This is a genomic window from Streptomyces sp. NPDC057438, assembly GCF_042802995.1.
In the GTDB taxonomy this organism is placed as follows: Bacteria; Actinomycetota; Actinomycetes; order Streptomycetales; family Streptomycetaceae; genus Streptomyces.
Genome location: NZ_JBHVDD010000079.1, coordinates 23,738 through 49,149, shown reverse-complemented (window position 1 = coordinate 49,149; position 25,412 = coordinate 23,738). Strand labels below are relative to the sequence as shown.

The 25,412-nt window shown below is 71.6% G+C and carries 21 protein-coding genes and 1 pseudogene; 11 read left to right on the top strand and 11 right to left on the bottom strand.

Annotated elements, in window-relative coordinates; all coding sequences use genetic code 11:
• Positions 1 to 201: 201 nt before the first annotated feature.
• The 5 genes from ACFU5F_RS32510 to ACFU5F_RS32490 form a co-directional block, all read right to left on the bottom strand.
• Positions 202 to 813 (bottom strand): hypothetical protein, encoded by a 612-nt coding sequence (locus tag ACFU5F_RS32510; RefSeq protein WP_383895068.1) that lies wholly within the window; start codon positions 811 to 813, stop codon positions 202 to 204.
• A 137-nt stretch (positions 814 to 950) separates the two neighbouring features.
• Positions 951 to 1,856, bottom strand: a complete 906-nt coding sequence (locus tag ACFU5F_RS32505) for a hypothetical protein (protein ID WP_383895066.1) — start codon at positions 1,854 to 1,856, stop codon at positions 951 to 953.
• Positions 1,857 to 2,002: 146 nt separating this feature from the next.
• Positions 2,003 to 3,409, bottom strand: a complete 1,407-nt coding sequence (locus tag ACFU5F_RS32500) for a glycoside hydrolase family 43 protein (protein ID WP_383895064.1) — start codon at positions 3,407 to 3,409, stop codon at positions 2,003 to 2,005.
• A complete protein-coding gene (locus tag ACFU5F_RS32495; protein WP_383895061.1) occupies positions 3,406 to 5,415 on the bottom strand; it encodes a ricin-type beta-trefoil lectin domain protein in 2,010 nt (669 codons plus the stop codon). Before ACFU5F_RS32495 ends, ACFU5F_RS32500 begins: the two co-directional genes overlap by 4 nt.
• Positions 5,416 to 6,195: 780 nt before the next feature.
• Positions 6,196 to 10,128 carry a glycoside hydrolase family 2 TIM barrel-domain containing protein gene (locus ACFU5F_RS32490; protein WP_383895060.1) on the bottom strand — a complete coding sequence of 1,311 codons (3,933 nt, stop codon included), beginning with the start codon at positions 10,126 to 10,128 and terminating at the stop codon, positions 6,196 to 6,198.
• Between the two features lie 261 nt (positions 10,129 to 10,389).
• On the opposite strand from ACFU5F_RS32490, the gene ACFU5F_RS32485 reads away from it, so the two are divergent.
• From ACFU5F_RS32485 to ACFU5F_RS32470, 4 genes and pseudogenes are all read left to right on the top strand, one after another.
• A complete protein-coding gene (locus tag ACFU5F_RS32485; protein ID WP_383895057.1) occupies positions 10,390 to 11,247 on the top strand; it encodes a hypothetical protein in 858 nt (285 codons plus the stop codon).
• Between the two features lie 135 nt (positions 11,248 to 11,382).
• Positions 11,383 to 11,793: pseudogene (locus ACFU5F_RS32480) on the top strand (hypothetical protein); the annotation flags it as partial.
• Positions 11,794 to 12,010: 217 nt separating this feature from the next.
• Positions 12,011 to 13,402, top strand: a complete 1,392-nt coding sequence (locus tag ACFU5F_RS32475; protein WP_383895055.1) for a serine hydrolase domain-containing protein — start codon at positions 12,011 to 12,013, stop codon at positions 13,400 to 13,402.
• Between the two features lie 63 nt (positions 13,403 to 13,465).
• On the top strand, positions 13,466 to 14,071 hold the full coding sequence (locus ACFU5F_RS32470) for a 3'-5' exonuclease (RefSeq protein ID WP_383895053.1): 606 nt from the start codon (positions 13,466 to 13,468) through the stop codon (positions 14,069 to 14,071).
• Here ACFU5F_RS32470 and ACFU5F_RS32465 read toward each other — a convergent pair.
• On the bottom strand, positions 14,068 to 14,574 hold the full coding sequence (locus ACFU5F_RS32465) for an HIT family protein (protein WP_383895050.1): 507 nt from the start codon (positions 14,572 to 14,574) through the stop codon (positions 14,068 to 14,070). The genes ACFU5F_RS32470 and ACFU5F_RS32465 overlap by 4 nt on opposite strands.
• A 43-nt stretch (positions 14,575 to 14,617) precedes the next feature.
• Between ACFU5F_RS32465 and ACFU5F_RS32460 the strand changes: the two genes are divergently transcribed.
• Positions 14,618 to 15,103 carry a VOC family protein gene (locus tag ACFU5F_RS32460; RefSeq protein WP_383895047.1) on the top strand — a complete coding sequence of 162 codons (486 nt, stop codon included), beginning with the start codon at positions 14,618 to 14,620 and terminating at the stop codon, positions 15,101 to 15,103.
• Positions 15,104 to 15,155: 52 nt separating this feature from the next.
• Positions 15,156 to 16,610: an argininosuccinate synthase gene (argG, locus tag ACFU5F_RS32455; RefSeq protein ID WP_383895044.1), complete on the top strand. Its 1,455-nt coding sequence runs from the start codon at positions 15,156 to 15,158 to the stop codon at positions 16,608 to 16,610.
• Positions 16,611 to 16,696: 86 nt separating this feature from the next.
• On the opposite strand, the gene ACFU5F_RS32450 is transcribed toward argG, so the two are convergent.
• Positions 16,697 to 17,290, bottom strand: coding sequence for a HEAT repeat domain-containing protein (locus ACFU5F_RS32450; RefSeq protein WP_383895041.1), 594 nt, complete (start codon positions 17,288 to 17,290; stop codon positions 16,697 to 16,699).
• A 158-nt stretch (positions 17,291 to 17,448) separates the two neighbouring features.
• Here ACFU5F_RS32450 and ACFU5F_RS32445 point away from each other — a divergent pair, with 158 nt between their 5' ends.
• Complete coding sequence (locus tag ACFU5F_RS32445) at positions 17,449 to 17,913, top strand: MarR family transcriptional regulator (protein ID WP_383895038.1); 465 nt, start codon at positions 17,449 to 17,451, stop codon at positions 17,911 to 17,913.
• Positions 17,914 to 17,945: 32 nt separating this feature from the next.
• On the opposite strand, the gene ACFU5F_RS32440 is transcribed toward ACFU5F_RS32445, so the two are convergent.
• A complete protein-coding gene (locus ACFU5F_RS32440; RefSeq protein ID WP_383895036.1) occupies positions 17,946 to 18,587 on the bottom strand; it encodes a hypothetical protein in 642 nt (213 codons plus the stop codon).
• A 97-nt stretch (positions 18,588 to 18,684) separates the two neighbouring features.
• Positions 18,685 to 18,870, bottom strand: coding sequence for a hypothetical protein (locus ACFU5F_RS32435; RefSeq protein ID WP_383895033.1), 186 nt, complete (start codon positions 18,868 to 18,870; stop codon positions 18,685 to 18,687).
• A 194-nt stretch (positions 18,871 to 19,064) separates the two neighbouring features.
• Here ACFU5F_RS32435 and ACFU5F_RS32430 point away from each other — a divergent pair, with 194 nt between their 5' ends.
• Both ACFU5F_RS32430 and ACFU5F_RS32425 read left to right on the top strand, forming a co-directional pair.
• Entirely contained in the window at positions 19,065 to 19,664 is a 600-nt protein-coding gene (locus ACFU5F_RS32430) for a hypothetical protein (protein WP_383895031.1), read from the top strand.
• A 103-nt stretch (positions 19,665 to 19,767) separates the two neighbouring features.
• Complete coding sequence (locus ACFU5F_RS32425; RefSeq protein WP_383895028.1) at positions 19,768 to 19,929, top strand: hypothetical protein; 162 nt, start codon at positions 19,768 to 19,770, stop codon at positions 19,927 to 19,929.
• An 85-nt stretch (positions 19,930 to 20,014) separates the two neighbouring features.
• On the opposite strand, the gene ACFU5F_RS32420 is transcribed toward ACFU5F_RS32425, so the two are convergent.
• Complete coding sequence (locus tag ACFU5F_RS32420) at positions 20,015 to 21,004, bottom strand: hypothetical protein (RefSeq protein WP_383895025.1); 990 nt, start codon at positions 21,002 to 21,004, stop codon at positions 20,015 to 20,017.
• 429 nt (positions 21,005 to 21,433) lie between these two features.
• Here ACFU5F_RS32420 and ACFU5F_RS32415 point away from each other — a divergent pair, with 429 nt between their 5' ends.
• Positions 21,434 to 23,233 (top strand): lysyl oxidase family protein, encoded by a 1,800-nt coding sequence (locus ACFU5F_RS32415; protein ID WP_383895023.1) that lies wholly within the window; start codon positions 21,434 to 21,436, stop codon positions 23,231 to 23,233.
• Between the two features lie 248 nt (positions 23,234 to 23,481).
• On the opposite strand, the gene ACFU5F_RS32410 is transcribed toward ACFU5F_RS32415, so the two are convergent.
• A complete protein-coding gene (locus ACFU5F_RS32410; protein ID WP_383895020.1) occupies positions 23,482 to 24,423 on the bottom strand; it encodes a PhzF family phenazine biosynthesis isomerase in 942 nt (313 codons plus the stop codon).
• 92 nt (positions 24,424 to 24,515) lie between these two features.
• On the opposite strand from ACFU5F_RS32410, the gene ACFU5F_RS32405 reads away from it, so the two are divergent.
• On the top strand, positions 24,516 to 25,406 hold the full coding sequence (locus ACFU5F_RS32405) for a LysR family transcriptional regulator (protein ID WP_383895017.1): 891 nt from the start codon (positions 24,516 to 24,518) through the stop codon (positions 25,404 to 25,406).
• Positions 25,407 to 25,412: the final 6 nt, after the last annotated feature.

Below are 25,412 nucleotides of genomic sequence, written 5' to 3'. Positions count from 1 at the left end.
CCCCGCTTCGCCTGGGCGAAGCGGGGCTCTCGTCATGGAGCGCCGGGCAGGCCTTGCACCTGCATTTCCCCGCAGGAAGCGGGGCGTCTTTCCTTGGACCACCAACGCATTGAGTACTACCGGGCGTTTCCGTTTCCGGTGAGCGGCTCGTGATCAACTATAGCGGATCCTCGGGGGCGTTGCACCTCGGAGATCCGCCGGTCAGAGCAAGTGCGCCTGGGGGGCGTACTCGACGACCAGGTGCTTGGCGTTGTGCTCGCCGAAGGCCGCGTGGAGGATCGGTTCGGCCGTGGCGGGGTCGTCGACGCCGATGACGATGTGGCCGGTGCCGTCGAGGCCGACCTCGCGCAGGTCGAAGGTCCCGTCCCAGCGGGTCATGTCCTCGCTGATCCGGTCGAGGAGGACGGTGAGGTCCCGTTCGTTGATGTCGTGGTCGTGGATGCGGAGGGTCACGCCCCGCTCGGCCGCGTCGCAGGCGGCCTTGTCGAAGGCGGCGGAGGGGATGCGGTAGAGGTCAGCGGTCGCCGTGTCCTCGTCGACGACCAGTCCCGCGTAGGCGTCGGCGTGGGTTCCGGTCGCCAGCTTCTCCAGGCGGGTGAGGGTCCGCTCCAGCGGGGTCTCGTCCACGGTGTCGGCCCCGGCCCGCTCGGTGAAGCTGCCCTCCGGGCGGGTGCCGTGGCAGGTGGTCGTGGCGGCCGGTGCGGCTGCCACGGTCTGCGCGCCGGCCGTCGAGCCCTGGAGTCCGCCGAGAGCCAGTACGGCGATGGCCACGGCCGCGATCGTGCCGGGCCTGGCGGATGTGCGCTCGGCCATGTGTCCCTCCGGTTCTTCGCTCCAGGCGCGGTCGCCCGGGTGGGCGGGGCCGCGATCGGTACTGAGACGCCGGAGGAGGGCGCGGCGTTCGGCCCGTGGGCCGGAGATTTCACGCCCTAGCCGTGCCCTAGCCGTTCTCACCCCTTTCGTCGTGTTCTCAGGGTCGCGCGGGGGTTGCGCACACTGAGCCTCACCCGTCTCTGTGGGCTGCGGGCGGCCGGGGTCAGGCGCCAGTATCCGTACGGGTTGTGGAAGAAGTCGTCGTCCTCGAAGCGTTCGCATTCCACACGGTTCATGATCCAGCGCGGGGCGTCCTGGGTGACGCGGAAGCCCTCGCCGTCCTGGACTCCGTGCTCCGGCTGTTCGGTCAGCAGGTAGTACGACGCGATCTCCATGGTGGTCATCCAGTCGAGCATCAGCTTCGGCTCGGGCACCCCGGTGGTCCCGGGGGCCAGCTCCACGTCGGCCTCGCCCAGGAGGTGCATGCCGCAGCTGTAGTAGACCTCCCCGTCGTAGATCACCGGCGCGACCCAGGCCCGGACGAGGGCGAGGGCCAGGTCGTCCACGGTCTCGGCGGCCGCCGCCTCGCTCGCCAGGGCCAGCCACCGGTCGCGCCCGCAGGCCACCCCGCTGGACTCGTTCTTCACCGCGGTGACCCCGTTGGCCAGCAGGGCCGCGGTGACGGCCAGCGTGCGGCGGGACACGTCGAGGCCGGTGGCCTGGGAGATCGGCGGCGACAGGACGTAGACGACCGAGTCGTGTGCGTCCACCGCGGCCCAGTCGCTCTCGCCGAACCCGTCCTCGCCGGTGACCTGGCGGGATTCGAGCGCGGCGTCGAAACACTCCCGCATCCGAGGGTCCGGCTCCCGCTGGAACTCGTCGAGTTCGAAGCCCCCGCCGCCGGCCTCCTCGACCACGCGGCCGAGGACGTCGAGATCCAGGCCCACGCCGATCGCACACAGCACGTGCCTGGGCGTCACACCGTACGCCGGGACCACGAAGCGCGTGCCCTCGATGAGGTGTCCTTGCCATGCTCTGCTCATCCGCACAGCATCGCAGATGCGCGCACGATGCCAGGACCCGCCGGGCCCCAACACGCTTGCCGGACAAGCCCGTTCGCGCGGCGACCCGCGCCCCCGGGAGACAGGGGCGCGGGGGACCGCAGGTCACACCGGGCGGGACGGTCGTCTCAGTAGCCGACCCGGAACGTCGCGTCCGCCCTCTCCGTCGCCGTCGAGATCGGGTCGATGCGGAGCACGTAGTTGCTGTGGCGGATGTAGCGGGTCGGGTTGTTGTACGAGCGGAAGGACGACCACGTCGAGTCCGCGAGCCCGGCGACCCGGGTGAACGTGGCGTCGGCGGCGAAGGTCGGCGTGCCGTCGTTCACGTCGAGCCGGAGGTTGTAGCTGTAGTGCCGGAGGTAGCGGGTGGGGTGGCTGACCGACTGGAAGGAGACCGCGGAGGCGTCCGCCAGGCCCGGGACCAGCTTCCACTGCGAGTCGGTGAAGGGGTCGAAGGGGTACGCGTCGATCCGGCCCACGTAGTTGCTGTGGCGGACGTAGCGGGACGGGAAGTTGTACGACTTGAGGCGGTTCCAGGCGGGCGCGCCCCACTTGGCCAGCAGGTTGGTGTACTCGGCCGAGGTGATCGGGTGGATGCCGCAGTGCTTGGAGTTGAGCGGCTGGGTGTAGAGCCGCTGGTCGAGGGCGGTCCAGGTGCCGGCGGCGAGGTCACTGGACTGCCAGGCGTAGAAGACGCCGTTGGGGGTGTAGGTGTCTCCCCACAGGTACCAGGTGTTGGAGGTCAGGGACTTCACCACCGTGGGGGCCTCGGTGCCGCCGTGGGAGGCCGCCGTGCTGAACGGGGTGAAGCTGCCGGGGTCCAGGGTCGTCGAGCGGGCGCCCACCAGGGTCTGGTTGACCTTGTAGTAGAGGTAGTTGACGCCGTTGACGCCGACCGTGAGGTTGCCGTCGATGATGTCGTAGCCGGGGTCGAAGAAGACCTGGGGGCTGGACGTCGTGACGAAGTCGGTGGTGTAGCTGACCATGATGACGTTGTGGCCGCTGCTGTTCACCGAGGAGTAGAGGATGCCGTACCGGCCGCGCGAGGCGTCCCAGTAGGCCTCCGGGGCCCAGCTGTGGGTGTTGGTCATGTCGTGCAGCTTCACGCGCCGGTAGCCGGTGAAGGTCCGCAGGTCGGCCGAGTCCCAGACGTGGATGTAGGTGCTGTTGTAGTTCCAGTCGGTGCCCTTGAGGTCCGTCGCCAGGACGACGAACGTCCCGTCCTGCTTGCGCAGCAGGAACGGGTCGCGCAGCCCGCCGGCGCCCTGGGTCGGGGTGACCAGGGGCGCGTTCTGGTTCAGCGGGGTCCAGTTGAGTCCGTCCTGGCTGACGGCCAGGTGCAGGCCGTAGTCGGCCTCCAGCATGGTGGTGGACTCGGTGAAGTAGACCATCGCGTACGCCGAGTCGGCGGCGTGGGCGGTGCCCGCGCCGAGGGTCAGCGCGCCCGTCGCGGCCAGGGGGACGGTGGCCGCCATGCCGAGGAAGAGGCGGCGCGAGGGGCCCTGCGGGCCCGGTCCGTGCGGGGTGTCGCTCATGTCCGGCTCCACTTCTGGTTGTTCTGGCCGTTGCAGGACCACAGGACGAGCTTCGTGCCGTTGGCGGTCGCCGCGTTGTAGGCGTCCAGGCAGAGACCGGAGTGGACGTTGACGATCGTGCCGTCCGCGTTCACGTTCCACTGCTGGTTGGTGCCGCCGTGGCAGTCCCAGATGACCACACGGGTGCCGTTGGAGGTGCCCCTGTCCCAGGCGTCCAGGCACTTGTTGCCGTACACCACGAGTTCCTTGCGGGAGGTGTGCTGCCAGACCTGGTTCCGGCCGCCGGAGCAGTCCCACAGCTGGGCGTCGGTGCCGTTGGTGATCGTGTTGTTGTCGATGTCGGCGCAGCGGCCGGAGCCCGTGCCGGTGATCAGGGTGCCGTTGGTGCCCGGCAGCGGCCGTACGACGATGCCTTCGAGGGTCGGGGCGCCGGAGAACGTGATCGTGTTGGCGCTGCCCTTCGTCAGTGACATGGCGACGGAGATGGTGCCGGGGGAGGAGCCGGTCGGCGGGAAGGAGACCTTCGTGGAGGTCTGGCCGTTGACGGTGAGGGTGCCGACGCGGGCCGAGGAGGTGTTGTTGGTGTAGGAGACGTCGACCGTCTTCAGGCCGGTGTTGCCGGCGACCACACCGGAGAAGCTCGCGGTGCCGGTGTACGCGCTCGACGCCTGCTCGGTGCCGCCCTTGACCGTGAGCATCACGGAGGCGCCCGCCGGGACGCTGGTGGTGTAGCTCGTGCCGGGTGTGCCGACGTCGCTGTGGCTCCACAGGTCACGGACGGTCGCGGGGGCGTTCGTCAGGCCCAGGTCGGACCAGCGGACGGTCATGTTCTGCGGGGTGGAGGTGCGGTTGAGCAGGACGACCGCGCGGTTGCCGGTTCCGGAGAGGACCTTGCCGTGGACCTGGAGGCCGGTGGTGTCCTCGGCGACCTTGACGCCCTGCTGGCCGCGGGGGTCCTGGTCGACGGCGATGACCTCGGGGTTCTTGAGGATGTTCGCCGTGGCGGTGGACATGGTGGAGAGGTCGTTGCCCGCGAGCAGCGGGGCGCCGGAGACCGCCCACAGGTTCATGTGGGTGCGGTCCTGGGCGGCGGTGAGGCCCATGCCGATCATCAGCATGTCGGGGTCGTTGTAGTAGCCGGTGTGCTGGGCGGTGGGATGCACGTTCCGGTCGTAGTTGGTCAGCATGCCCGCGTACGTCAGGCCCTGGCCGTGGTAGAAGATGTCCGTGTTCGTCCGCCACATCGGGCCCATGCCCGGCGCCCAGTTCCAGGGGTTGGAGTAGCCCCAGTTGCACAGGGAGAGGGTGAGGGGGCGGCCCGTGGTGGCGGTCGCGGTGGCCACGGCGTCGCTGATCGCCTGGTAGGTCGTCTTCGGGTCGAGGCCCTCGGCGTCGCCGCCGCACCAGTCGACCTTCACGAAGTCGAAGCCCCACTTCGAGAACTGCGTCATGTCCTGGACGTAGTGGCCCTCGCTGCCGCTGCCGGGCGCGGCGGGGCGGCCGGTGGGGAAGTAGTAGCCGCAGCCGTCCTTGCCGGCGTCGGTGTAGATGCCCGCCTTCAGGCCCTTGCCGTGGATGTAGTCGGCGATGGCCTTCATGCCGCCGGGCCACTCGGCCTCGTCGACGGTGATGTTGCCCGCGCTGTCGCGGGTGCCCTGCCACCAGCCCTCGTCGATGTTGATGTACTCGTAGCCGGCCTCGGGCAGCCCGGCGGCGACGAACGCGTCCACCTGCCGCTTGATGACGTCGTAGTCGACCTTCGCGGCGAAGGCGTTCCAGGAGGCCCAGCCCATCGGGGCTTCGGGTACCGGTATGTGACGGTCCGTCACCGCGACTGGCGCGGTTTGGAGTTCGGCTGCGGGGGCGCTCATGTGGGTGGTGCCGGTGGGCGGCTGGGCGAAGAGAAGGGCGGCCGCCGCGGTTGTCGCCAGGGCGAGGGACCGTATGAGCGTGGTTCTGCAACGGCGCCTGAAATCACGGGAGTTGGCGCGGACAGGGGGGTGCATTCGGCTCCTTCGATGAATATCCGGGGGTCGATATCTCGAACAAGGATCGGCTCGCCGAACATTTCGGCTGGCCGAAAGTAGGGCCGGGAGAGACGGAAGTCAACGGGTGCGGCACAGGTGGTTTTTGAACCGGTCACAACGTGACGGTGCCGGGCCTCTCGGGGCCCGGCGCCGCGCTCGGGCGGTCGTGTTGCGTGAGGGGAGCACGGGCTCGCCCGGCCTCGGGAAGGGCGGTCGGGCCCAGGAGGCGTTCGGCCTGGTCAGGGATTGTGACCGGTCACCTTCGCCGTCCACCGGACGAAATCGGCCGCGTCCTCGTTCGCCGTGGCCGTCGTCCCGGTGCAGGGCGGTGCGCGCGTCGCCGCCCGGATTCGCCGGCATGGCCGCCGACTCGCGGACTCGCCGACTTGCCGTCGCGCCGTGCGCTCGCGCCGCCCTCGCGGCGGTGGGCCGTGGAGGGTGAGGTGGCGGGCCGCCCTGGCGGCGGACCAGGTGCTCTGCGGATACGGATGCGGATGCGGCTCGGCAGGTGGGTCGGCCGGTCCGTGTCCGGGGGTGTGGTGCGGTGCCTGGTGGTCGACGGCTCCGGAACGTCCGCAGCAGGGACTCGCCGGGGCTTCGTACGGTCGGCGTGCCGGGACCCTGGGCGTGGGGGCGGTGCGGGTGGGCCCGCCGCCGTGCGCACGCGAAGGTCCCGCCTCACGGGGAGACGGGACCTTCGGGCCGGTCGTGTCGGCGGTGCGGTCGTTGCCGGTGGGTTCGGTCACCGGTGCCGACGGGTCACTTGGCCGCCGTGGGCCTCCTCGATGCCGCCGTCGCCCCAGCCACGTCCGACAGCGGGCGCAGCCGGTACGTGTACGCGTAGTCGCGGTTGGCGAAGAGTTTGTACTCGTCGTGGGTGTGGGCGCCCCAGCTGTTGTCGCCGCCGACTCCCATCTGGCGGTGGTTGACGCGCAGGACGGGGGTGTCCCGGGGGGTGAGGTGGTAGTCGTGGCGCAGGCCCGTCGACAGGTCCTCCGGGGTGAAGTACGAGGCGTTGATCTCGATCAGCGCGTCGCCCGAGACCAGCAGACCCTGGCCGTCGCGGTCGGTGACGGCGGCCCAGCGGACGTCGGTCTTGTTGCCGTTCTCCTGGGGGCGGATGTAGCCCGACCACTGGTCGGCGATGTCACCGGAGTAGAGACCCACGTCGGTGCCGTTGTTGCGGTCCCAGTGGTTCTCCTCGGGGCCGCGGCCGTAGTAGTGCAGGCGCTCCAAGCGGCGGTTGAGCAGGAACAGGGTGCCCACCTCCGGGATGTACGGGAGGGAGGAGGCACCCGGGTGCAGGGTGTTGTCGACCTTGATCTCGGCGTTGCCGAACACCGTGTAGGTGGTGGTGTAGGTGGACTCGGTGGTCGTCGGGAGTGTGCCGCTGACCTTGATCTCCACGGCCCGCTCACCGAGCGCGCGCACGGTCACGCCCGTGACCTTGCGGTTCGTGCCCGCGTCCCGCCAGGTCTGGTTGCGGGTGTGCTGTCCGTTGCCGTGGTCGTTGTCGGTGGGGGCCCGCCAGAAGTTGGGCACCGGGCCGGAGGAGATCAGCCGGTTGCCGCCCGCCTTGTACGAGGTGATCGTGCCGCTCGCCTTGTCGACGGTGACGGAGAAGCGGCCCGGGTAGCCCTTGCCGGTCACCGTGACGGCCTCGTCGCTCTCCTCGTACTTCAGCTCCGGGACGTCCGCCAGGGGGACGGGTGTCACCGCCGGGCTGCCCGCGTCCACGGACAGCTGCTCCCGGGCCACCTCGAAGCCCGCCTCGGCCCAGGGGGCGGCGTCCTTGGTGGTGAAGGACAGTTCGAGGAAGTACTCGGTGCCGGGGGCGGGGGAGGCGGGGAGGTCGAAGGGGACGGTGATGTCCTTGCTGGACAGGGGGCCGACGTCCAGCTGGTCGCGGGTGAGGCGGCCCTCCTGGATCTTCCTGCCGTCGGCCACCAGGGTCCAACCGCCGTCCAGCTCGCGGAGGTTGGTGAAGAGGTACTCGTTGGTGAGCGTGACCTTCTTCGAGGTCAGGGCGGTGCCGGTGGCCGGCTTCGCGTGCACGGCCTGGTAGATGCGCTTGACCTCGGCCGCCTTGCCGGTGTGGCTCCGGTCGGCCTTGATGATGCCGTCCGCGACGAAGGCGCCGTCGTTGGGGTTGTCGCCCCAGTCACCGCCGTACGCGAGGAACGAACGGTCCTTCGCCCGGCTCTCCTCCACCGGGACCGTCGCCGCGTCGAACCAGAAGCGCACCCCGGCGTCACCGGCGCCACGCCCCGTGGAGGCCAGCTCGGAGCCGCTCAGGGCGCGGGCGTACACACGCGCCCGCCGGATCGTGCCGCTGAGCTCGCGTGTCGGGTTGTCCGTGTCGGTGCCGAGCGCGAGCGGGGCCACGTTCACGCTGGGCCGCCGGGTCGTGGTGCGGGTCGCCTTCACCTCGCCGTCGACGTGGAGGGTGAGGGACCCGGAACCGGCGTCGAAGACACCGGCGACATGGTGCTCCCGGCCGGTCCAGCCGTCGGCCGGGAGCCCCCAGCTGACACTGGCCCACTGGCCGCCGCCGTAGATGAAGAACTCGATGTTCTTCTCGCTCTGCTTCAGCGCGTAGTGGGTGTCGCCCTTGGCGATGATCGGCTGGTGACCGCCGGTGACGTGCGGGGTGAACCACGCCTCCAGCGTCAGGGAGCCGGTGAGGTCCAGAGCCGGGTCGCGGGTGAAGCCCGTGGCGCCGGACAGGCCCTTGTCGCGGCTGAACGTTCCTGCGGCGGTGAGCAGTTGGCCCTGCAGCTTGCTCGGGCCCTCGTCGGTGAAGACCTTCAGCCGCGGGATCGGCCAGGTCAGCGACTGGTCGGCGAAGTCCCAGATCCAGCCGCCCTGGAGGACGGGGTAGCGCCGGACGAGGTCCCAGTACTTCTTGAAGTTGCCGGTCGAGTTCCCCATGGAGTGCGAGTACTCGATCATCACGTACGGCCGGGTGTCCGAGGTGTCCTTCGCCCGCTGCTCGACCCGCTGCGGGCTGTCGTACATCTCCGACCGTATCTGGCTGATCGTCGGCCGGTCGTCGCCCTCGTACTGGATGACACGGGTCTTGTCGTACGACTCGATCCAGTCGCGCATGGCGACGAAGGAGGAGCCGCCGCCCGCCTCGTTGCCGAGGGACCAGATGACGACGGAGGCATGGTTCTTGTCGCGGTGCACCATGTTCCGGGCGCGGGCCACGCAGGCCTTGGTCCAGTCGGGGTCGTTCCCGGGGAAGCGGTCCCGGATGCCGTGCGTCTCCAGGTTCGTCTCGTCGACGAGGTAGAGGCCGTACTCGTCCGCCAGCTCGTACCAGAGCGGGTTGTTGGGGTAGTGCGAGGTGCGGACGGAGTTGATGTTGAGGCGCTTGATGATGCGCATGTCCTGGACCAGGTCGGCGCGGGTGAGCGCCATGCCCCGGTCGGGGTGCATCTCGTGGCGGTTGGTGCCCCGCAGGGAGACCGGCCTGCCGTTGATGCGCATCAGCCCGTCCTTGAGCGCGAACTCGCGCAGGCCGACGCGGTGGGAGAGGGTCTCGACGACCTTGCCCGCCGGGTCGCGCAGCTGCAGCACGGCCGTGTAGAGGGTCGGGTGCTCGGCGGACCAGAGCTCGGGGGAGGGGACGGCCTTGGCGGCCCGGACGGTCACGTCCTCACCGACCGCGGAGGCGGCGACGGTGACGGACTGGACGAGGGGGCGGGACCAGACGGCGTGTCCGCCCGCGTCGTAGAGCTGCGTCTCGACGGAGTACGCGCCCTCGTGCCCGGCCTCGTAGGCGCGCACGCTCGCGGTGACGGCCAGCTCGGCGGTGGTGTAGCCGTCGGCGAGCGGGGTGTCCAGCTTGAAGTCGCGCAGGTGCACGGCCGGGGTGGAGTAGAGGTAGACCGAGCGGAAGATCCCGCTCAGCCGGATCATGTCCTGGTCCTCCAGCCAGTCGCCGTCCGAGTACCGGTAGACCTCGACGGCGATCTGGTTCGACCCCGGCTTCAGGTGCTGGGTGATGTCGTACTCGGCCGGGTCGTACGAGTCCTCGTGGTAGCCGACGAGTTCGCCGTTGATCCACACGTAGTGGGCCGACTTGACGCCCTCGAAGTGCAGGAAGGTGCGGCGGTCGCCGGCCGTCCAGTCCTTGGGGAGGTTGAAGGAACGGCGGTACTGGCCCACGGGGTTGTAGCGGGTCGGCGCGTTCGGCGGCTGCGCCTCCTCGCCGAGGCCGTTGGGGCCCCACCAGGGGTAGGTGATGTTGATGTAGATGGGGAAGTCGTAGCCGTGCAGCTGCCAGTTGGACGGCACCGGGATGGTGTCCCAGTCGCTGTCGTCGACGTCGGTCCTGTAGAAGTCCTCGTCCCGGTCGCCGGGCCTGTCGACGTACGCGAACCGCCACTTGCCGTCGAGGCTCAGCCGGTACGGGGAGCGGGTGCGGTCGCCGGCCAGGGCCTGTCTGACGTCCGCGTACGGCATGAGGGTGGTGTGCGGCGGTTCGGCACCGACCTGGAAGAGCGCCATGCTGCCGGACCACTCGGGGGTGCCGTCGGCCTTCGGCGCAAGGAGGGGGGCCGCGTGGGCGGCGCCGCCCGAGAGGGCCACGGCGCCGAGGAGGGCGGCGCTGCCCTCCAGCAGACGGCGGCGGCTCATGACGGGGCGGGCGGCGGGGGTACCTGTGTGCGGGTGCTGGTCTGGCATGTACCGGGGCCTTCCTCGACGACATTGGGGAGTGCACGTGCTGAGGAGCGTCGGATGGTGTCCGAAGTTGTTGAAAAACCGCGCCCACCCTAGGACTTCGAACAGAACGGGAGCAATGAATCTGTCGCACTTTGTGCGGTCGTGAGGGTGCGGGGCGGGTGCGGGGGCGGGGGCGGTGTGACAGCGCGAGGGTGACGGCCACGTGGGTGCGTGCGCTGGTGTTGCCCGGCCCGGACCCCTCCCGCCGCTTACGGTGCCCCCATGGCGGTGGGTGTGGTGTGGGCGTTGTGCGCGGCGGTGTGCATGGGGACGGCGACCGTGCTGCAGGCGCTGGGCGCCCGGCGGGCGGCGCGACGCGAAGACGTGCGGGGCCGGGGCCGGACCGTGGTGGAGGTGCTGCGCGGCTGGCCCTTCCTCGCCGGGGCGGGCCTGGACACGGCGGGCTTCGCCGCGCAGGTGGTGGCGTTGCGGCTGGTGCCGTTGTTCCTGGTGGAGGCGGCGGTGGCCGCCTCGCTGGCGGTCACGGCGGTGGGCGGCACGCTCGTACTGGGGCTGCGGCTGCGGCGGGCCGAGTGGGGTGCGGTGGCCGTGGTGTGCCTGGGCCTCGCGACGCTCGCGGTGTCCGCCGGGCGCACGGGCGACGGCCACGGCGACACCGGGCTGCGGGTCGCGGTGCTCGTGGCGTCGGTGCTGGTGGTGGCGGGCGGGTGGGTCCTGGGCGGCCGGCTGCGGCGGGGCCGGGCCGTCGTGCTGGGCGCGGCGGCGGGCCTGAGTTTCGGCCTCACCGCGATCGCCGTACGTCTGCTGCCGGACGCGACCGTCCCGGCGATTCTGGCCCAGCCGTCCGCGTACGCCGTCGTCGTCTCCGGTCTCGGCGGCTACCTCCTCCTCGTCCAGGCCCTCCAGTCGGGCTCGGTGACGGCGGCCACGGCGGCGATGGTCATCTGCGAGACCGTCTGGCCGGGCGCCTTCGGGGTGGCCTGCCTCGGCGACTCGACACGGGACGGGTACGGGTGGCTGGCGGTGATCGGGTTCGTGGGGTGTGTGGGGGGCGGGGTGGCACTGGCGCGGTTCGGGGAGGCGGGGGAGGCGGGGGGCGGGGGAGGGGCTGTGCGCTGATCCGGAGAAGCGGTGGGGTGAGGGCGAGCTGTCCGGCAGCCATGGGGGTGGTCCGTGCCGGTCCATGGGGGTGATCCGTGGCGCCGGTCCACGGGGGGCGGTTCCGCTCGCGAGCGGGCGGGGTGCGCCGACCGGCACTCCGTCGACGTCTACACCACCATGCTGGACGGCGCCGGAGCCCCGCAGCGCGCTCCCGACTGCGGCCGCTCCTTCCACCAGGGCGGCAACTGCTCACGCTGTCCCGGCGGCGCCGCCCGCCACTACGACCAGTCCCTCTGGCTCACCGAGGGCTTCGGCGGCGGTGCCGGCGGTGACCGGGGGCAGCGCATGGGCCGCTCCTCCTTCACCGGCGCCCTCGGCCAGGACGACATCCACATCTACCTCCATGAGGTCGGCCACACCTTCGGCCTCGACGACTTCTACGACTGGTCCCCCACCGGCCAGTGCTGCTTCCTGATGAAGGCCGGCAGCGCCACCCAGATCACCGAGTTCGACCCGTGGATGTTCCGCGACGTCTGGCGTCACATGAAGTCCCGTTACGGCCTCTGCCCCCCTCCCGTCACCGACGTACGCGGGGCCGTGACAGATGTCATGGCCCCGCTGTGAAGCCGCTCGTCCACGGGAACGATGCGGCGCGCACCGGCTGCTCGTGACAATCGCTGTACAGGGCACGGGAGTTGACCACCCGGGCCTTGCGGAAGCCGGACGTGCCGGGGTCGGGCGCGTCGGCGTCGTCACGAACGCCGGAAACGAGGGAAACACCGTGCGCATCACCCATCTCGCCGGGGCGGCTCTGGGCACCACACTCCTGCTTCTCACGGCGGTACCGGCCGCCTCGGCCGTCCCCGCGGCGAGCAGCACCGCCGACGGCACCGCTCCCGGGTCGGGCAGGCTGGACCGGGCCGAACTGCGCGGCACGCTCGCCGCGATCCACGAGGCCGGGATGTACGGCACGTACTCCTCGGTGCGCGACGGCCGCGAGCGCTGGACCGGCGCGTCGGGGACGGCCGACGTGGACACGGGGCGCAAGGTCACCCCCAACATGCGGCACCGCGTCGGCAGCATCAGCAAGACGTTCACGGCGGTGGCGGTCATGCAGCAGGTGGAGCGGGGCCGGATCCGCCTCGACGCCCCCGTCACGCGCTACGTCCCCGAGCTGTTCAGGGGGACCGGCACCGACGCGAACGCCCGGGAGCGCGGTGACGCCATCACCGTACGCATGCTGCTCAACCACACCAGCCACATCGGCGACTACGTCCTCGGTGCCTTCCCCTCCCTCGCGCAGGGCTCCACCAGCAGCCTCGACGAGGGCCGCTTCCGCTCGATCAGCCCCCGGGAACTGGTCCGCCTCGGTCTCGCCGCCCCCGCCACCGGCAGCCCCGGCGCACAGCCCGGCTCGTACGCCAACACCAACTACGTCATCGCCGGACTGATCCTGGAGAAGGTCACCGGCCAGAAGGCGTCGACGTACATCACCCGGCATGTCATCGACCGGGCAGGGCTGAACCACACCTCGTTCCCGCGCACCCCGTACCTCAAGGGGCCGCACGCCCGGATGTACGAGTCGTTCTACGGGCTGATCGACCCGCCCCGCGACTACAGCGTCTACGACATGTCCTGGTCCGCCGGCGCGATCGTCTCCACGACCGATGACCTCAACCGTTTCTACCGCGAGCTGCTGACCGGCGGCCTCGTCGGCCGGGCGTCCCTCGCGGAGATGCGGCGCACGGTCCCGGTACTGGTCGGCCCGGACTCCGCCATCGACTACGGCCTCGGCATCTACGCCCTCGACCTCCCCGGCTGCGGGCGTTTCTGGGGCCACGACGGCGGGGTCTTCGGCGCCGGCACCATCAGCTTCACGGGCGCGGACGGCAAGCGGCAGCTCTCCATGGGCTACAACCTGATGAAGTACCAGCGTCTCAACGAGGAAGGTACGGAGCTGGAGCCGAGCCCGATCGACGAGGCGATCATCATCCACCTGGTGAAGGGGCTGTGCCCGTCCCTGGACACGGGCCCGGGCTCCGGGGCGGCGCTGAAGTCCGGGATCGCGGCGGCGGACGCGCGGCGGTTCCTGCCGAACGGGCTGCCGGACGTGGGCCTGTCCACCGGGAGCGGCCCGATGGCCCCGATCCGTCTCGTGGCCCCGAATCCCTGAATCGTCGGCCGCGGTGGGTAGGACGCTTCCGTCACCGCCCGCACGTCCTGGGAGAGCAGCGTCTTGTCCACTTTCGTCATCTTCGACCTGGAGTTCACGACCTGGCCGGGGGCCATGGAACAGCACTGGTCGGCCCCCGGCCAGCTGCGGGAGATCGTGCAGATCGGCGCACTGCGGCTGAACGCGCAGTACGCGGTCGTCGACTCGTACGACACGCTGGTCCGGCCGGTGGTGAACCCGGTCCTCTCCCCGCACTTCACCGCCCTCACCGGTATCGGGCAGGGGGCGGTCGACCGGGACGGTCTCGCGCCGGCCCGGGCGCTGAGCGACTTCCTCGCCTTCTGCCAGGGACAGGCCGTCCTCTCCTACGGCAACGACATGGTCGTCGTCGGCGAGAACATCGGCTGGGCACGGGCCCGGGGCGAGGAGATCGGGCACAGCGCCCTCACCCCCGGCTTCGTCAACCTCCGCCCCTGGCTGAACGCCGTCGCCCCGACGACGGCGGGCGTCAACTCGGGCCGCCTGTGGCAGGCCCTGGGCCTCCCCCGGCCGGCCGTCCCGGGCGACGAACACTCGGCCCTCTTCGACTGCCACTCCATCGCGACGGCGCTGCGTCACCTGGCGGGGACGGGGACCGCACTGCCGGACGGCCTGCTCGCAGGGCCCTAGGTGGCTGATCGGCTCCCCGGCCGGTCGGCGAGGCGGTCCAGCTCCTCGCCGATCGTCTCGCGCAGCCCGTCGTGGCGCGGCGCGAGCGTGTGCCTCCCGTCGCTCCACCGCTCCCGCGGATACAGCCACACCGGCCTGCCGGTCAGCCTGGGCGGCTCCCACGCGTAGCGCGGCCACACATGCGCGTGCAGAAACGGGTCCTTGTTCCCGAGGATCTCCAGGTTGACCCGCCGGAACGCCGGATCCAGCCGTGCGCAGGCCCGCTCGACGGCCTCGCCCAGCCGGTCCATGTCGGCCAGGAACGCCGTCCGCCTCTCCGCCGGCAGCTCCGACAGCCGACCCACCGCCGGATCGTCCACGAGCAGCACGCAGTACCCGGGCAGGAACTGCGTGTCCCCGATCACCGCGAACCCGGCCGTGAGCCGGCGCAGCACGGTCGGGTTGCGGCCCCGGAGCGCGCTTCCGATCCGGTCCGCACGCCAGTCCTCCACAGGGGAACCCATGACGGGCGACCCTACAACCGCCCGCGAACACCGAGGAGTCCGTATGTCCGAGCGTCAGCGACGGTCCGAGCGTCAACACCTGTCCGAGGGCGAGGTACCCGCCGTCCGTGAACTCCGGCTGGTCGTCACGGCCGCCGACTACGACGCCGCACTGCACTTCTACCGGGATGTGCTGGGGCTTCCGGAGCGGGCCGCGTTCTCGTCCGACGGGGGGCGGGTGTCGATCCTCGAAGCGGGCCGGGCGACGCTGGAGATCACCGATCCGCGCCACGCGGAGTTCATCGACGAGGTGGAGGTCGGCCGCCGGGTGGCCGGGCAGATCCGGGTCGCCTTCCAGGTGGACGACTCCACCGAGGCGACGGCGAGGCTGGCGGCGGCCGGAGCCGAGGTGCTCGCCGAGCCGACCCGCACTCCCTGGAACTCCCTGAACGCCCGCCTCGAGGCGCCGGGGGCCCTCCAGCTGACCCTGTTCACCGAACTCGGCGACGGTGAGGGCGGGGAGGGGGACGGCGGCGGCGATGGGAGCTGAATCACCACCACCCGGCTTTGCATGATCATGCGTTAGCGTGCATAATCTTCCTATGTCCAAGGTCCTCACCTCTCTTCCGGCCGGCGAGCGCGTCGGCATCGCCTTCTCGGGCGGGCTCGACACCTCGGTCGCCGTCGCGTGGATGCGCGACAAGGGTGCTGTCCCCTGCACCTACACGGCTGACATCGGCCAGTACGACGAGCCCGACATCGCCTCGGTGCCCGGCCGCGCGAAGACCTACGGTGCCGAGATCGCGCGCCTGGTCGACTGCCGCGCCGCGCTGGTCGAGGAGGGCCTGGCCGCGCTGACCTGCGGCGCGTTCCACATCCGTTCCGGCGGGCGGGCGTACTTCAACACCACCCCGCTCGGCCGTGCCGTCACCGGCACGCTGCTGGTCCGGGCGATGATGGAGGACGACGTCCAGATCTGGGGCGACGGCTCGACCTTCAAGGGCAACGACATCGAGCGGTTCTACCGCTACGGCCTGCTGGCCAACCCGCACCTGCGGATCTACAAGCCCTGGCTGGACGCCGACTTCGTCACCGAGCTCGGCGGCCGCAAGGAGATGTCCGAGTGGCTGGTCGCGCACCAGCTGCCGTACCGGGACTCGACGGAGAAGGCGTACTCCACCGACGCCAACATCTGGGGCGCCACCCACGAGGCCAAGACCCTGGAGCACCTGGACACCGGCGTCGAGACCGTCGAGCCGATCATGGGCGTCCGGTTCTGGGACCCGTCGGTCGAGATCGCCACCGAGGACGTGACGATCGGCTTCGACCAGGGCCGCCCGGTCACCATCAACGGCAAGGAGTTCGCCTCCGCCGTCGACCTGGTGATGGAGGCCAACGCCATCGGCGGCCGCCACGGCCTCGGCATGTCCGACCAGATCGAGAACCGCATCATCGAGGCCAAGAGCCGCGGCATCTACGAGGCCCCCGGCATGGCCCTGCTGCACGCCGCGTACGAGCGTCTCGTCAACGCCATCCACAACGAGGACACCCTCGCCCAGTACCACTCCGAGGGCCGTCGCCTCGGCCGCCTGATGTACGAGGGCCGCTGGCTGGACCCGCAGGCCCTGATGATCCGGGAGTCCCTGCAGCGCTGGGTCGGCGCGGCCGTCACCGGTGAGGTCACCCTCCGGCTGCGGCGCGGCGAGGACTACTCGATCCTCGACACCACGGGCCCGGCGTTCTCGTACCACCCGGACAAGCTGTCCATGGAGCGCACCGAGGACTCGGCCTTCGGCCCGGTCGACCGGATCGGCCAGCTCACCATGCGCAACCTCGACATCGCCGACTCGCGCGCCAAGCTGGAGCAGTACGCCGGTCTCGGCCTGATCGGCACCGGCAGCCCCACCGTCGGTGCCTCCCAGGCCGCCGCCACCGGCCTGATCGGCACCATGCCGGAGCTGCCGCAGGGCGGCGCCGAGGCCATCGCCTCCCGCGGCGAGGTCTCGGAGGAGGACGCGCTGCTGGACCGCGCGGCGATGGAGTCCGGCACGGACTGACCGCCGGCCGGCAACGGTTCGCATCACGGCACAGGCCGGCTCGACGCCACCCGCGTCGAGCCGGCCTTCGCCGTTTCCCGGAAGGGTCAGGAGGTCCCGCGCCTGCCCAACGCGTCGACGATCCGGCCCGCCGTCAGCCCGATGTTGAACGAGGTGACGGAGGAGCGGGGGATGTGCGCGAGCGCCTCGATCTCGCCGAGCAGGCCGTCCGCGTCGCGCGGCAGCTCGCCGTACCCGTCCACGTACCGGCTGATCCCGCACAGGGCCTCGTACCGCACCGATTCCGACGGATCGTGGAGGTGGTCGAGCAGGATGCGCACGTCACCGTCCTCGTCCAGGAGGGAGACGACGGCCGCCCTGACCCCGTCGGACGGGTGGCCGATCAGCCGCCGTACAGCGGGAAGCGCCTCGGGGTACTCGCTCAGCGCGTTCCGGGTGTGGCGGAGGACCGCCTCGTCGGCCGTCAGGAGAGCGAGGAGCGCCTCGACCGTCGCGCGCCGCTGTCGGCGGAGCCGCCCGTGTCGCCCCAGTCCCTCCAGCCCTCGCAGCGCTCCCACCCGTATCCGCTCGTCGGGATCGCGCAGGAGCGGCAGCAGCAGCTCGGTGGTCCTCGGGTCCCCGCGCTCGCCCAGCGCCACGGCGGCGGCCACCCGGACCTCGGGATGACCGCGACCGGGCACCGGCTCGCTCCCGGGCCCGGGAGTCATGCGGACCGGCTCGCGCTGCCGAGGAGTACGCCCTTGCCCTCAACCTTGCTTGAGGTCCTACGGTCACCGCATGGCCCGCACGCGGTGAGGGCTCCGAGTGTCCCCCGCCCATCCGTTCCGAAGGGATTCCCATGACCCAGCAAATCTCCGACGCCGAACTCGCCGCACAGCCCGCCGCGTACTGGACCGGTGTCGCCCACGAGTCCCTCATCGCGTACACCCGGGCCCGGCAGGCCGAGAAGGGATATACCCAGCCCCAGTTCTGGCTGCTGCGCAACCTGTCGCCGAACGACCTCTCGCCCGACGGCGACGGGATGACCCTGCCCGAGCTGCGGGCGGCCATGGCCTCCTACCTCCGGCCCGAGGACGATCTGGCGGCGGAGTCCGAGGTGCTCCTGGAGCGAGACTGGCTGACCCGGGACGCCGACGACCGGCTGTGGCTCACGACGACGGGGGAGCAGGCCCGCGTCGACCTCGCGCGCAACGCTCCCGCGATCCGCGCCGCCCTCCACGAGGGCATCGACGACGCGGACTACGTCACCACACTGAAGGTGCTCCGGCGGCTGATCCGCAACGCGGGCGGGACGGTCGCCTGATCGCGCGCCCCCCGCGTCGTCCCGGCCCGGTTCTAGCAGTAGCCGTGCACCCTGCCGCCGGCTGGAGCGAGGTTGGGCCAGGGGCGCCCCGCTCTGTCGGAGGCGGCCGCCCGGAGGAGGTCGAGAAGAGTGCACCCCGGGTAGCCCTGGAAACTCGCGTAGGCGCCGCGGTGATAGCAGCTCCAGTAGCTCACGACGCGCCGTTGCGTGCGCGCGAAGAAGGCCGGGTTGTCCACGACGAACTGCCCGTACGCGAGGTGGCCGCGCGTACCGGGCGTGCTGAGGTCACGGAGCGCTTCGCGGATGACGACCAGGATCTCCACGACGTACTCGCCGGCCAGCTGCACGACGAACGGGACGACCCATGGGTCCGTGGAACCGACGATCTTCTCCAGATGGCGCTGCCTGACCACCCCGTCGCAGTGCCGTGAGTACAGGCAGTGCAGGAGTTGCCGTCGGCGCGGCGAAAGCGACGCCACCGCTTCGGCGGGCGGCTCGTCGTTGTAGAGGCGCCCGGGGATCGAGACCTGCCGGCCCGCCACCACGACGGAGAACGAGGCGAGCGGCTGGAGCCGGGCAGCTGGCATCACCGCCAGGACCGCCTCGGCGTCGCTCGCGAGTTCGGCCGGGAATGCCGTGACCAATGGATTGCCGCTGTCGGTTGGCGCCTGCACGCGCCGAGCCTAGCTCCGGTGCCCCGGTCGGGCGGCCGGTATGCGATGACCCGCCCGTCCACCCGGCGGCCGCAGCCGGCCGCATCCTAGAAGGGCCCTAGTCGCCCCCGTTGTTGCGGGAGGTGGAGTTCTTGTTCGCCTTGAGGGCGACCTCGCTCAGCACGTCGGTCGCCGTCGCCACGCCGCGGGCCCAGCGTGGGGCGTCGCCCCGGGCCGTCCAGTAGACGCAGACGACGCCGCCGACGGCGAGCAGCACGAGGACGGACAGGATGAGTACGAGCACGGTGGTCGGTCGCTCCCTGTGGTGTCGGGGGGCCGTTGCCGGGGTTCCGGGCGGCGGAGGGGTCCTTGTGCGCCGTCGTGTCGGCGCCGGTGGACTCCTCGGTCAGCTGTACGACAGAGGGGACGCGCGGGCGCGGGAGGAGGTTCCGTCGGTGACGGGTCCGGGGTGTCAGCGGCCCGGAGTACCTTTCGGGCATGGGCATCTACGTGGTGAGCGTCGGCAGGCGGGAGTGGTTCGAACAGGGGGAGGAGCCCGAGGACGGTTGGGGGCGGGTCGCTCTCGCGCTGAACGACGAACTGCGGCGGCGGGGGCTGCCGGCCTTCGAGTCGATGCCCGAGGAGACGGATTTCGTCCGGGGCTCGGGCCTGGCGTTCGAGGAGAAACTGGTCCCGCCGATGGACGGATTCGTCAGGCTGTGCGAGGCGCGTCTCACGCACGAGGAGACGGAGACCCTCTGCGGGTGGACGGTGCTGGTGCCCATGCAGCTGGAGGAGGACATCCGGCTGGACGGTGTCGGGTCCGCCTACACGGACTCGACCGTGGTCGCCGGCGCCCCCCGGGTGCTGGCGCTCGCCGAGCGTCTGGCGGCGGCCGTCGAACTGCCGCCCGAGACCCCGGCGATGTGCGACAACCTCGACCTGACGACGTGGTTCCTCGACGGCCCGGCGAAGGAACTGGCCGCCCGAAGGCCGGGCCCGTGGGCCGACGACCTCGACGCGGCCTTCTACGTGGCCCTGTACCTGCGCGCGGCCCAGCACGCCCTACGACGCGGCTGCCCCCTCGTCTACACCTGAGCGTCCGCACCTGAGCGTCCGTGCCTGTCCGTGGCCGGGCAACGCCGAGTCCGGTGTCATCCGCAGGGTCGACGACGCCGTGCACCGGTTCTACGCCTCGGTCGTGCCCCATCTCGACCGTCCGTCCGGCCGCCGGGCCCTCGCCGAGGGACGGAGTGTCACCGCCGGTCAACGCCTGGCCCGGGCACGTCTGGAGCGGTTCAGCACCGACATCGAACGCGTCAGCGGACGTTCCTGGCCACGCCCGATGGCCGACCAGCCCTGACGCGCACGGACAAGCGCCGACGAGCACGTCAGGCACGCGCCAGGGGCCGGGTGCCGGGCGGGGGTGAGCTCCCGCCCGGCGTACGTCAGTTCACGCACACGATCCCGAGCAGGCACAACCCCGAAGGGGACGTCGTCGCGGTGTCGGAACCCGAACCGTCCGCCGCGCCGGTGCCGCCGCCGGTGCCCGAGCCGTTGCCGTTGGCGTTGCCCGAGCCGGTGTCGCCGCTTCCCGTGTCCGCGCCGCTTCCCGTGCCCGTGCCCGTGCCCGTGTCCGCGCCCGTGCCGGTGTCCGCCGAGGAGCCGGGGGCGTCGGTGGCCGGGGGTGTCGTCGCCCTGTCCGTGGGGGTGTCGGTGTCGGTGGCCGTGCCGTCCGTGCCGGCGGAACCGGTGCGGGCGCGTTCGGCGGACGGTGTGGCCGACGCCGTGTGCGGGGCGTCGGGCTGGGCCGCGCGGGAGCCGGAGCGGTTCGCGGCGGAGCGGTCGCGCGAGGTGTCGCCCGACGGGGTCCACGGGGCGGGGGCGTCCGCGGTGCGCCGGGCGTCGTCGGTCTCCGAATCCGGCGTACGGCCGCGCTGCGAGCCCTGTTCCTCGACGGAGCCCAGGCTCTCGGCGTCCGGCGCCGTGGCCGCCTGGGTGCGGTCGGTGGACTGCCGGTCCATCCCCAGCACGGTCAGACCGCCGCCGACCAGCGCCACCGTGGTCGCGACCACGGCGCGGCGCTGGTTCTTCTTCCACCGGGCCAGCTGACGCCGCCGCGCGGCCCGCCCGCGCGAAGGCTCCGGAACGCCCTCCGTGTCGACATCGATGTCCGCGGCGACCTCGGCGGCCGCGTCCCCGGTGCCGGACGCGGGCCCGTCCGCCGGGAACCTCTTCGCCGGAAACCCGTCCGCCAGGAATCCCCCGGCCGGGAACCCCTCCACCGGACCACTGTGCGGGCCGTCGTCCGCCGCCCCGTAACCCCAGTCGGCCGCCGGGACCGTCACCGCCCCGGTCGCCGGGCCGGCCGGGGTGACACCGCTGTCGATCGTGGCCGGGGCGATGTCGGGCGCGTAGGCGCCGCAGCCGGGGCACACGAGGGCACCGTTGAGATGTCGGCGACATGAGGAGCAGTAGTCCATCGAGGTCTTCCTGTGTTGACATGCCGTCGACCCGCCGGGCCGCGGCCCGGCCACGTCACGTTCGCACGTGGGATCGAGCGGATCGAGTGGTCAGCAACGCTAACGAGGCATTCTCAGAGCTGTGTGCAGGCTGTGTGATGCTCCTGAGGGGATTCGCCACGGACTTGGAGCCGTTTCCGCAGGGACGCACCGGCATGTGTCCGACGCGTGCTCACCGCGCTTTTCGTCGAATTCCGCGGCAACAGGCAACCCCCGCACCTGATTTACCGGTCTCACAGGTTGCTCACAGGGCGGAGGGTTCGAGTCCGGTCGGCCGGGACGTGTTGGGGTGCGTCCGGGCGGCCGGCCGTCGTCCGTGGGTTGTCCAGTCCGATGCCACCGACCATGGCACTCGCAGACGAGGAACCGATGACCAGCCAGATGACCAGTCCGACGAACAGTTCGAACAGCTCGGGGAGCGAGGGGGCCGCGGAGGGGACGGCCGGCGGTGCCGGCCAGGACCGCCGCAGCCGCCTGAAGCGTCCCGGCCTCGCCGCCCTGGCGTCCCTCACCGTGGTGGCGGCCGTGGCCGGTGCCGCGCCCGGCGCAGGTGCCGCGCCCGCCGCGAAGCCCGGGACGCCGCAGATCAAGCTGATCGCCGCGTCGAAGTCCGTGACGCTCACCCGCTGGGAGGGGAACAGCGGCGTCAACCTCCAGCTCGGCACGTACCTCTCGGTCGACAACGCGCCCCTGGAGGTCCAGGTGACGCGGAAGTCGTACAAGGACCCGATCGTCGCCAAGCAGATCCTCCGCAACGGCAAGACCGTGAAGACGAGGACCCTGCCCGCCGGCACGGTCGACGACTTCTCCGGCCTGACCGGCTTCCTGGAGGTCTCGGTCAAGGACGCGACCGGCAAGCAGGTCGTGAAGACCAAGGGCAACTTCTGCCCGAACAACGCCTCGGGCCGGATCCGTCCGGACGCCCCCTCCACCAACCACTATCCGCAGAGCTGCTCCACCAACCCGTGGACGCTGGGCTCGGTGTGGGGTGTGGAGAAGGGCTGGGCCACCAACACCACCGGTTACGACTACGACACGATGGTGGACCTGCCCGTCGGTGAGTACACCGCCCAGGTGCGGGTGGCGAAGAAGTACCGCGACCTGTTCGGCATCCCCGACAACAAGCCGACCATCAAGGTGACGGTCCGCAAGGACGAGGAGGGAGGCGAGGGTCTGACCGCGTCGAAGTCCTCGTCGTCCCACCACGGCGGCCACGGCGGCCACTCCTCGCAGTCGGCCCCGGCCGGACAGCCGGCCCAGGACGGTCACCACTACGGCCCGCGCGGCGCCGACGCCCCCACCCCGCCCCAGCTCCCCTTCGCCCTCGTCGACCGGGGCATCGCCAAGCACCTGGGCGACGGCGCCGGCCACACCGACGGCTCCCGCATCGCGCCCGCGCTGAAGGCCAACGCCAAGCGGCCCACCGGCAAGGCGGGCGTCGCCAAGAGCGTTCCCAAGCCGGACCTGCGGTCGCTGCCCGCCTGGGACATCGCCATCACCGACGGCGAGGACGGCGACGTAGCCGGCAAGGACTACCTCGCCTTCAGCGCCAACGTCTGGAACGCGGGCCCCGCGCCCCTCGTCGTCGACGGCTTCCGCAAGCCCGGCGCCGACAAGATGGACGCCTACCAGTACTTCTACGACGCCAAGGGCAAGCAGATCGGCTACACCCCCACCGGCACCATGGAGTGGGACCCGCGCGAGGGCCACGAGCACTGGCACTTCACGGACTTCGCCAGCTACCGCCTGCTCAGCGCGGACCAGTCCAAGCAGGTCCGCTCCGGCAAGGAGGCGTTCTGCCTGGCCAACACCGACGCCATCGACTACACGGTGAAGAACGCCAACTGGCACCCGGACAACACCGACCTGTCCACCGCGTGCGGCTCGGAGGACGCCATCTCCGTGCGTGAGGTCCTCGACGTCGGCTCCGGCGACACGTACACCCAGTACCGTCCCGGCCAGTCCTTCGACATCACCGACCTGCCGAACGGCACGTACTACATCCAGGTCATCGCCAACCCGGAGAACCGTCTCCAGGAGAGCAACCACAAGAACAACATCGCCCTGCGCAAGGTGGTCCTGGGTGGTACCCCGGGCGCCCGCACGGTGAAGGTGCCGCCGCACCACCTGATCAACGCGCGCTGACGCACGGGTCGTAGCGACACGGGCGACGCCGCAGGCAAGGACGACCCCCGGGCCCTCGGGCCCGGGGGTCGTCGCCGTCACGGGGCCGTGCGGGGGTCAGCCCGTGGCCGCCCCGGCGGTCTCGTTCATCACCAGACCCTGCGGGGCCAGTACCAGACCGACGGTCATCATGGACCTGCCGAGGCCGTGGCCGGTCTGCTCCGGCAGCTGGAGCAGCCGCTCGCCCTCTGTCCGTCCTCGCCCCCGGCTCAGCCGATCGGCACCGCCCGGCCCGTCACCCGTGAGCGGGGGTCCTCGGGGGAGACGTCGAGGCGCAGCTCGCTGGGGCGGCCCATGTCCTCGCCCTGGCGGATCGTGACGGTGGCCGGGGCGCCGACCAGGCCGAGGGTGCGCAGGTAGCCGCCGAAGGCGGCCGCCGCCGCGCCCGTCGCCGGGTCCTCCACGACCCCGCCGACGGGGAACGGGTCCCGGGCGTGGAAGCGGTCCGGCGACTCGCGCCACACCAGGTGCACGGTCGTCCAGTCGTGCCGGCGCATGACGTCCCCGAGGGCGTCGAAGTCGTAGGCGAGGTCCGCGAGGCGGGCGCGGGAACCGGCCGCCAGGACCAGGTGCTGGACACCGCCGAAGGCCACGTGCGGCGGCAGCGCCGGGTCGAGGTCGTCGACGGACCAGCCGAGGGCCGCCAGCGCCGCGTCCCGCTCGGGGGCGGTGGCGGGGCGGGAGCGGGCCGGCACGCTGGTGAGGGTGGCGCGGGCCGTGCCGTCGGAGGCGTCGACCGAGGTGGCGACCGGGATCTCGCCCGCGAGGGTGTCGAGCAGGACCTCGCCGGGGCCCAGTCGGCCGGCGAGGGCCACGGCCAGGGCGACCGTCGCGTGCCCGCAGAACGCCACCTCGGCGAGCGGGCTGAAGTACCGCACCCGGAACCGGCGCGCGGCCTCGTCGGCGGCGGTGACGAAGGCGGTCTCCGAGTAGCCCACCTCGGCGGCGATCGCGAGCATCGCCGTGTCGTCCAGTCCGGAGGCGTCGAGCACCACCCCGGCCGGGTTGCCGCCCGCCGGGTCGTCGGTGAAGGCGGAGTAGCGCAGGATCGCGGGCAACGGGTCCCCGGGCAGCGGGTTCCCGGGGCGCGGCGCACCGGCCGACGGGTCGGGGCGGGACAGCGGGCTCGTCGCGTTCGTGTCGTGGGTCATGGCCCCACGCTGTCACCGGACGGGGATCGCGTCCAACGATCGGTTTCGATGCCATCCATCGGGATGAGCGATGGGCGGCCTACGCTGGCGTCGTGGACACCAGACTGCTGCGCACCTTCACCACCCTCGCCCGGACCGGCGGCTTCACCTCGGCCGCCGCCGAACTGCACCTCGCCCAGTCCACGGTCACCGTGCACATCCGCACCCTGGAACGGGAGCTGGGCACCCGGCTGTTCGACCGCCTGCCCACGGGCACACTGCTCACCGAGTCGGGCCGCCGTCTGCTGGACGGCGCGGAGGAGGTCCTCGACGCCGTGGCACGGCTGCGGGCCGGCGGCCGGGAGGGCGACGGTGTCGTACGGGGGCGGGTGCGGGTCGGCACCCCGGAGTCGCTGTGCGCGACCCGGCTGCCGGGCGTGATCGCGGCCCTGCGCACCCGCCACCCCGAGGTGGACGTCGACCTGCACGCGGCCGGTACGGCGGAGTGCGTCGCGGGGCTGCGGGCCGGGCGGCTGGATCTGGCGCTGCTGCTGGAGGACGAGGCCGACTTCCCGGAGATCACGGCCGAGCCGGTCACCCGCGAACCGCTCGCCCTCGTGTGCGCGCCCCACCACCCGCTCGCGGCGCGTACCCGTCCCGCCACCTGGGCGCGGCTGGCGACGGAGACCTTCTTCCTGCTGGAGCAGGGCTGTTCGTACAGTGACGCGCTCGAGCGGCGGCTGCTCGCCCTGCCCGGGACCGGGCCCCGGCTCACCCGGTTCGGCAGTGTGGACGCGGCACGGTCCTGCGCCGCCGCCGGGCTGGGGCTGACCCTGCTGCCGCTGACGACCGTGGCGGAGTATCTGGAGCAGGGGCGGCTGACGAGGGTGCCGGGGCCCGGTTTCGACGATGTCCCCGTGCGGCTGGCCCGGCACCGCCGACGCTGGACGGCGCCGGCGACGGAGGCGTTCGCCCGGGAACTGGTACGGCAGTCGGGCGCCTGACCGGGA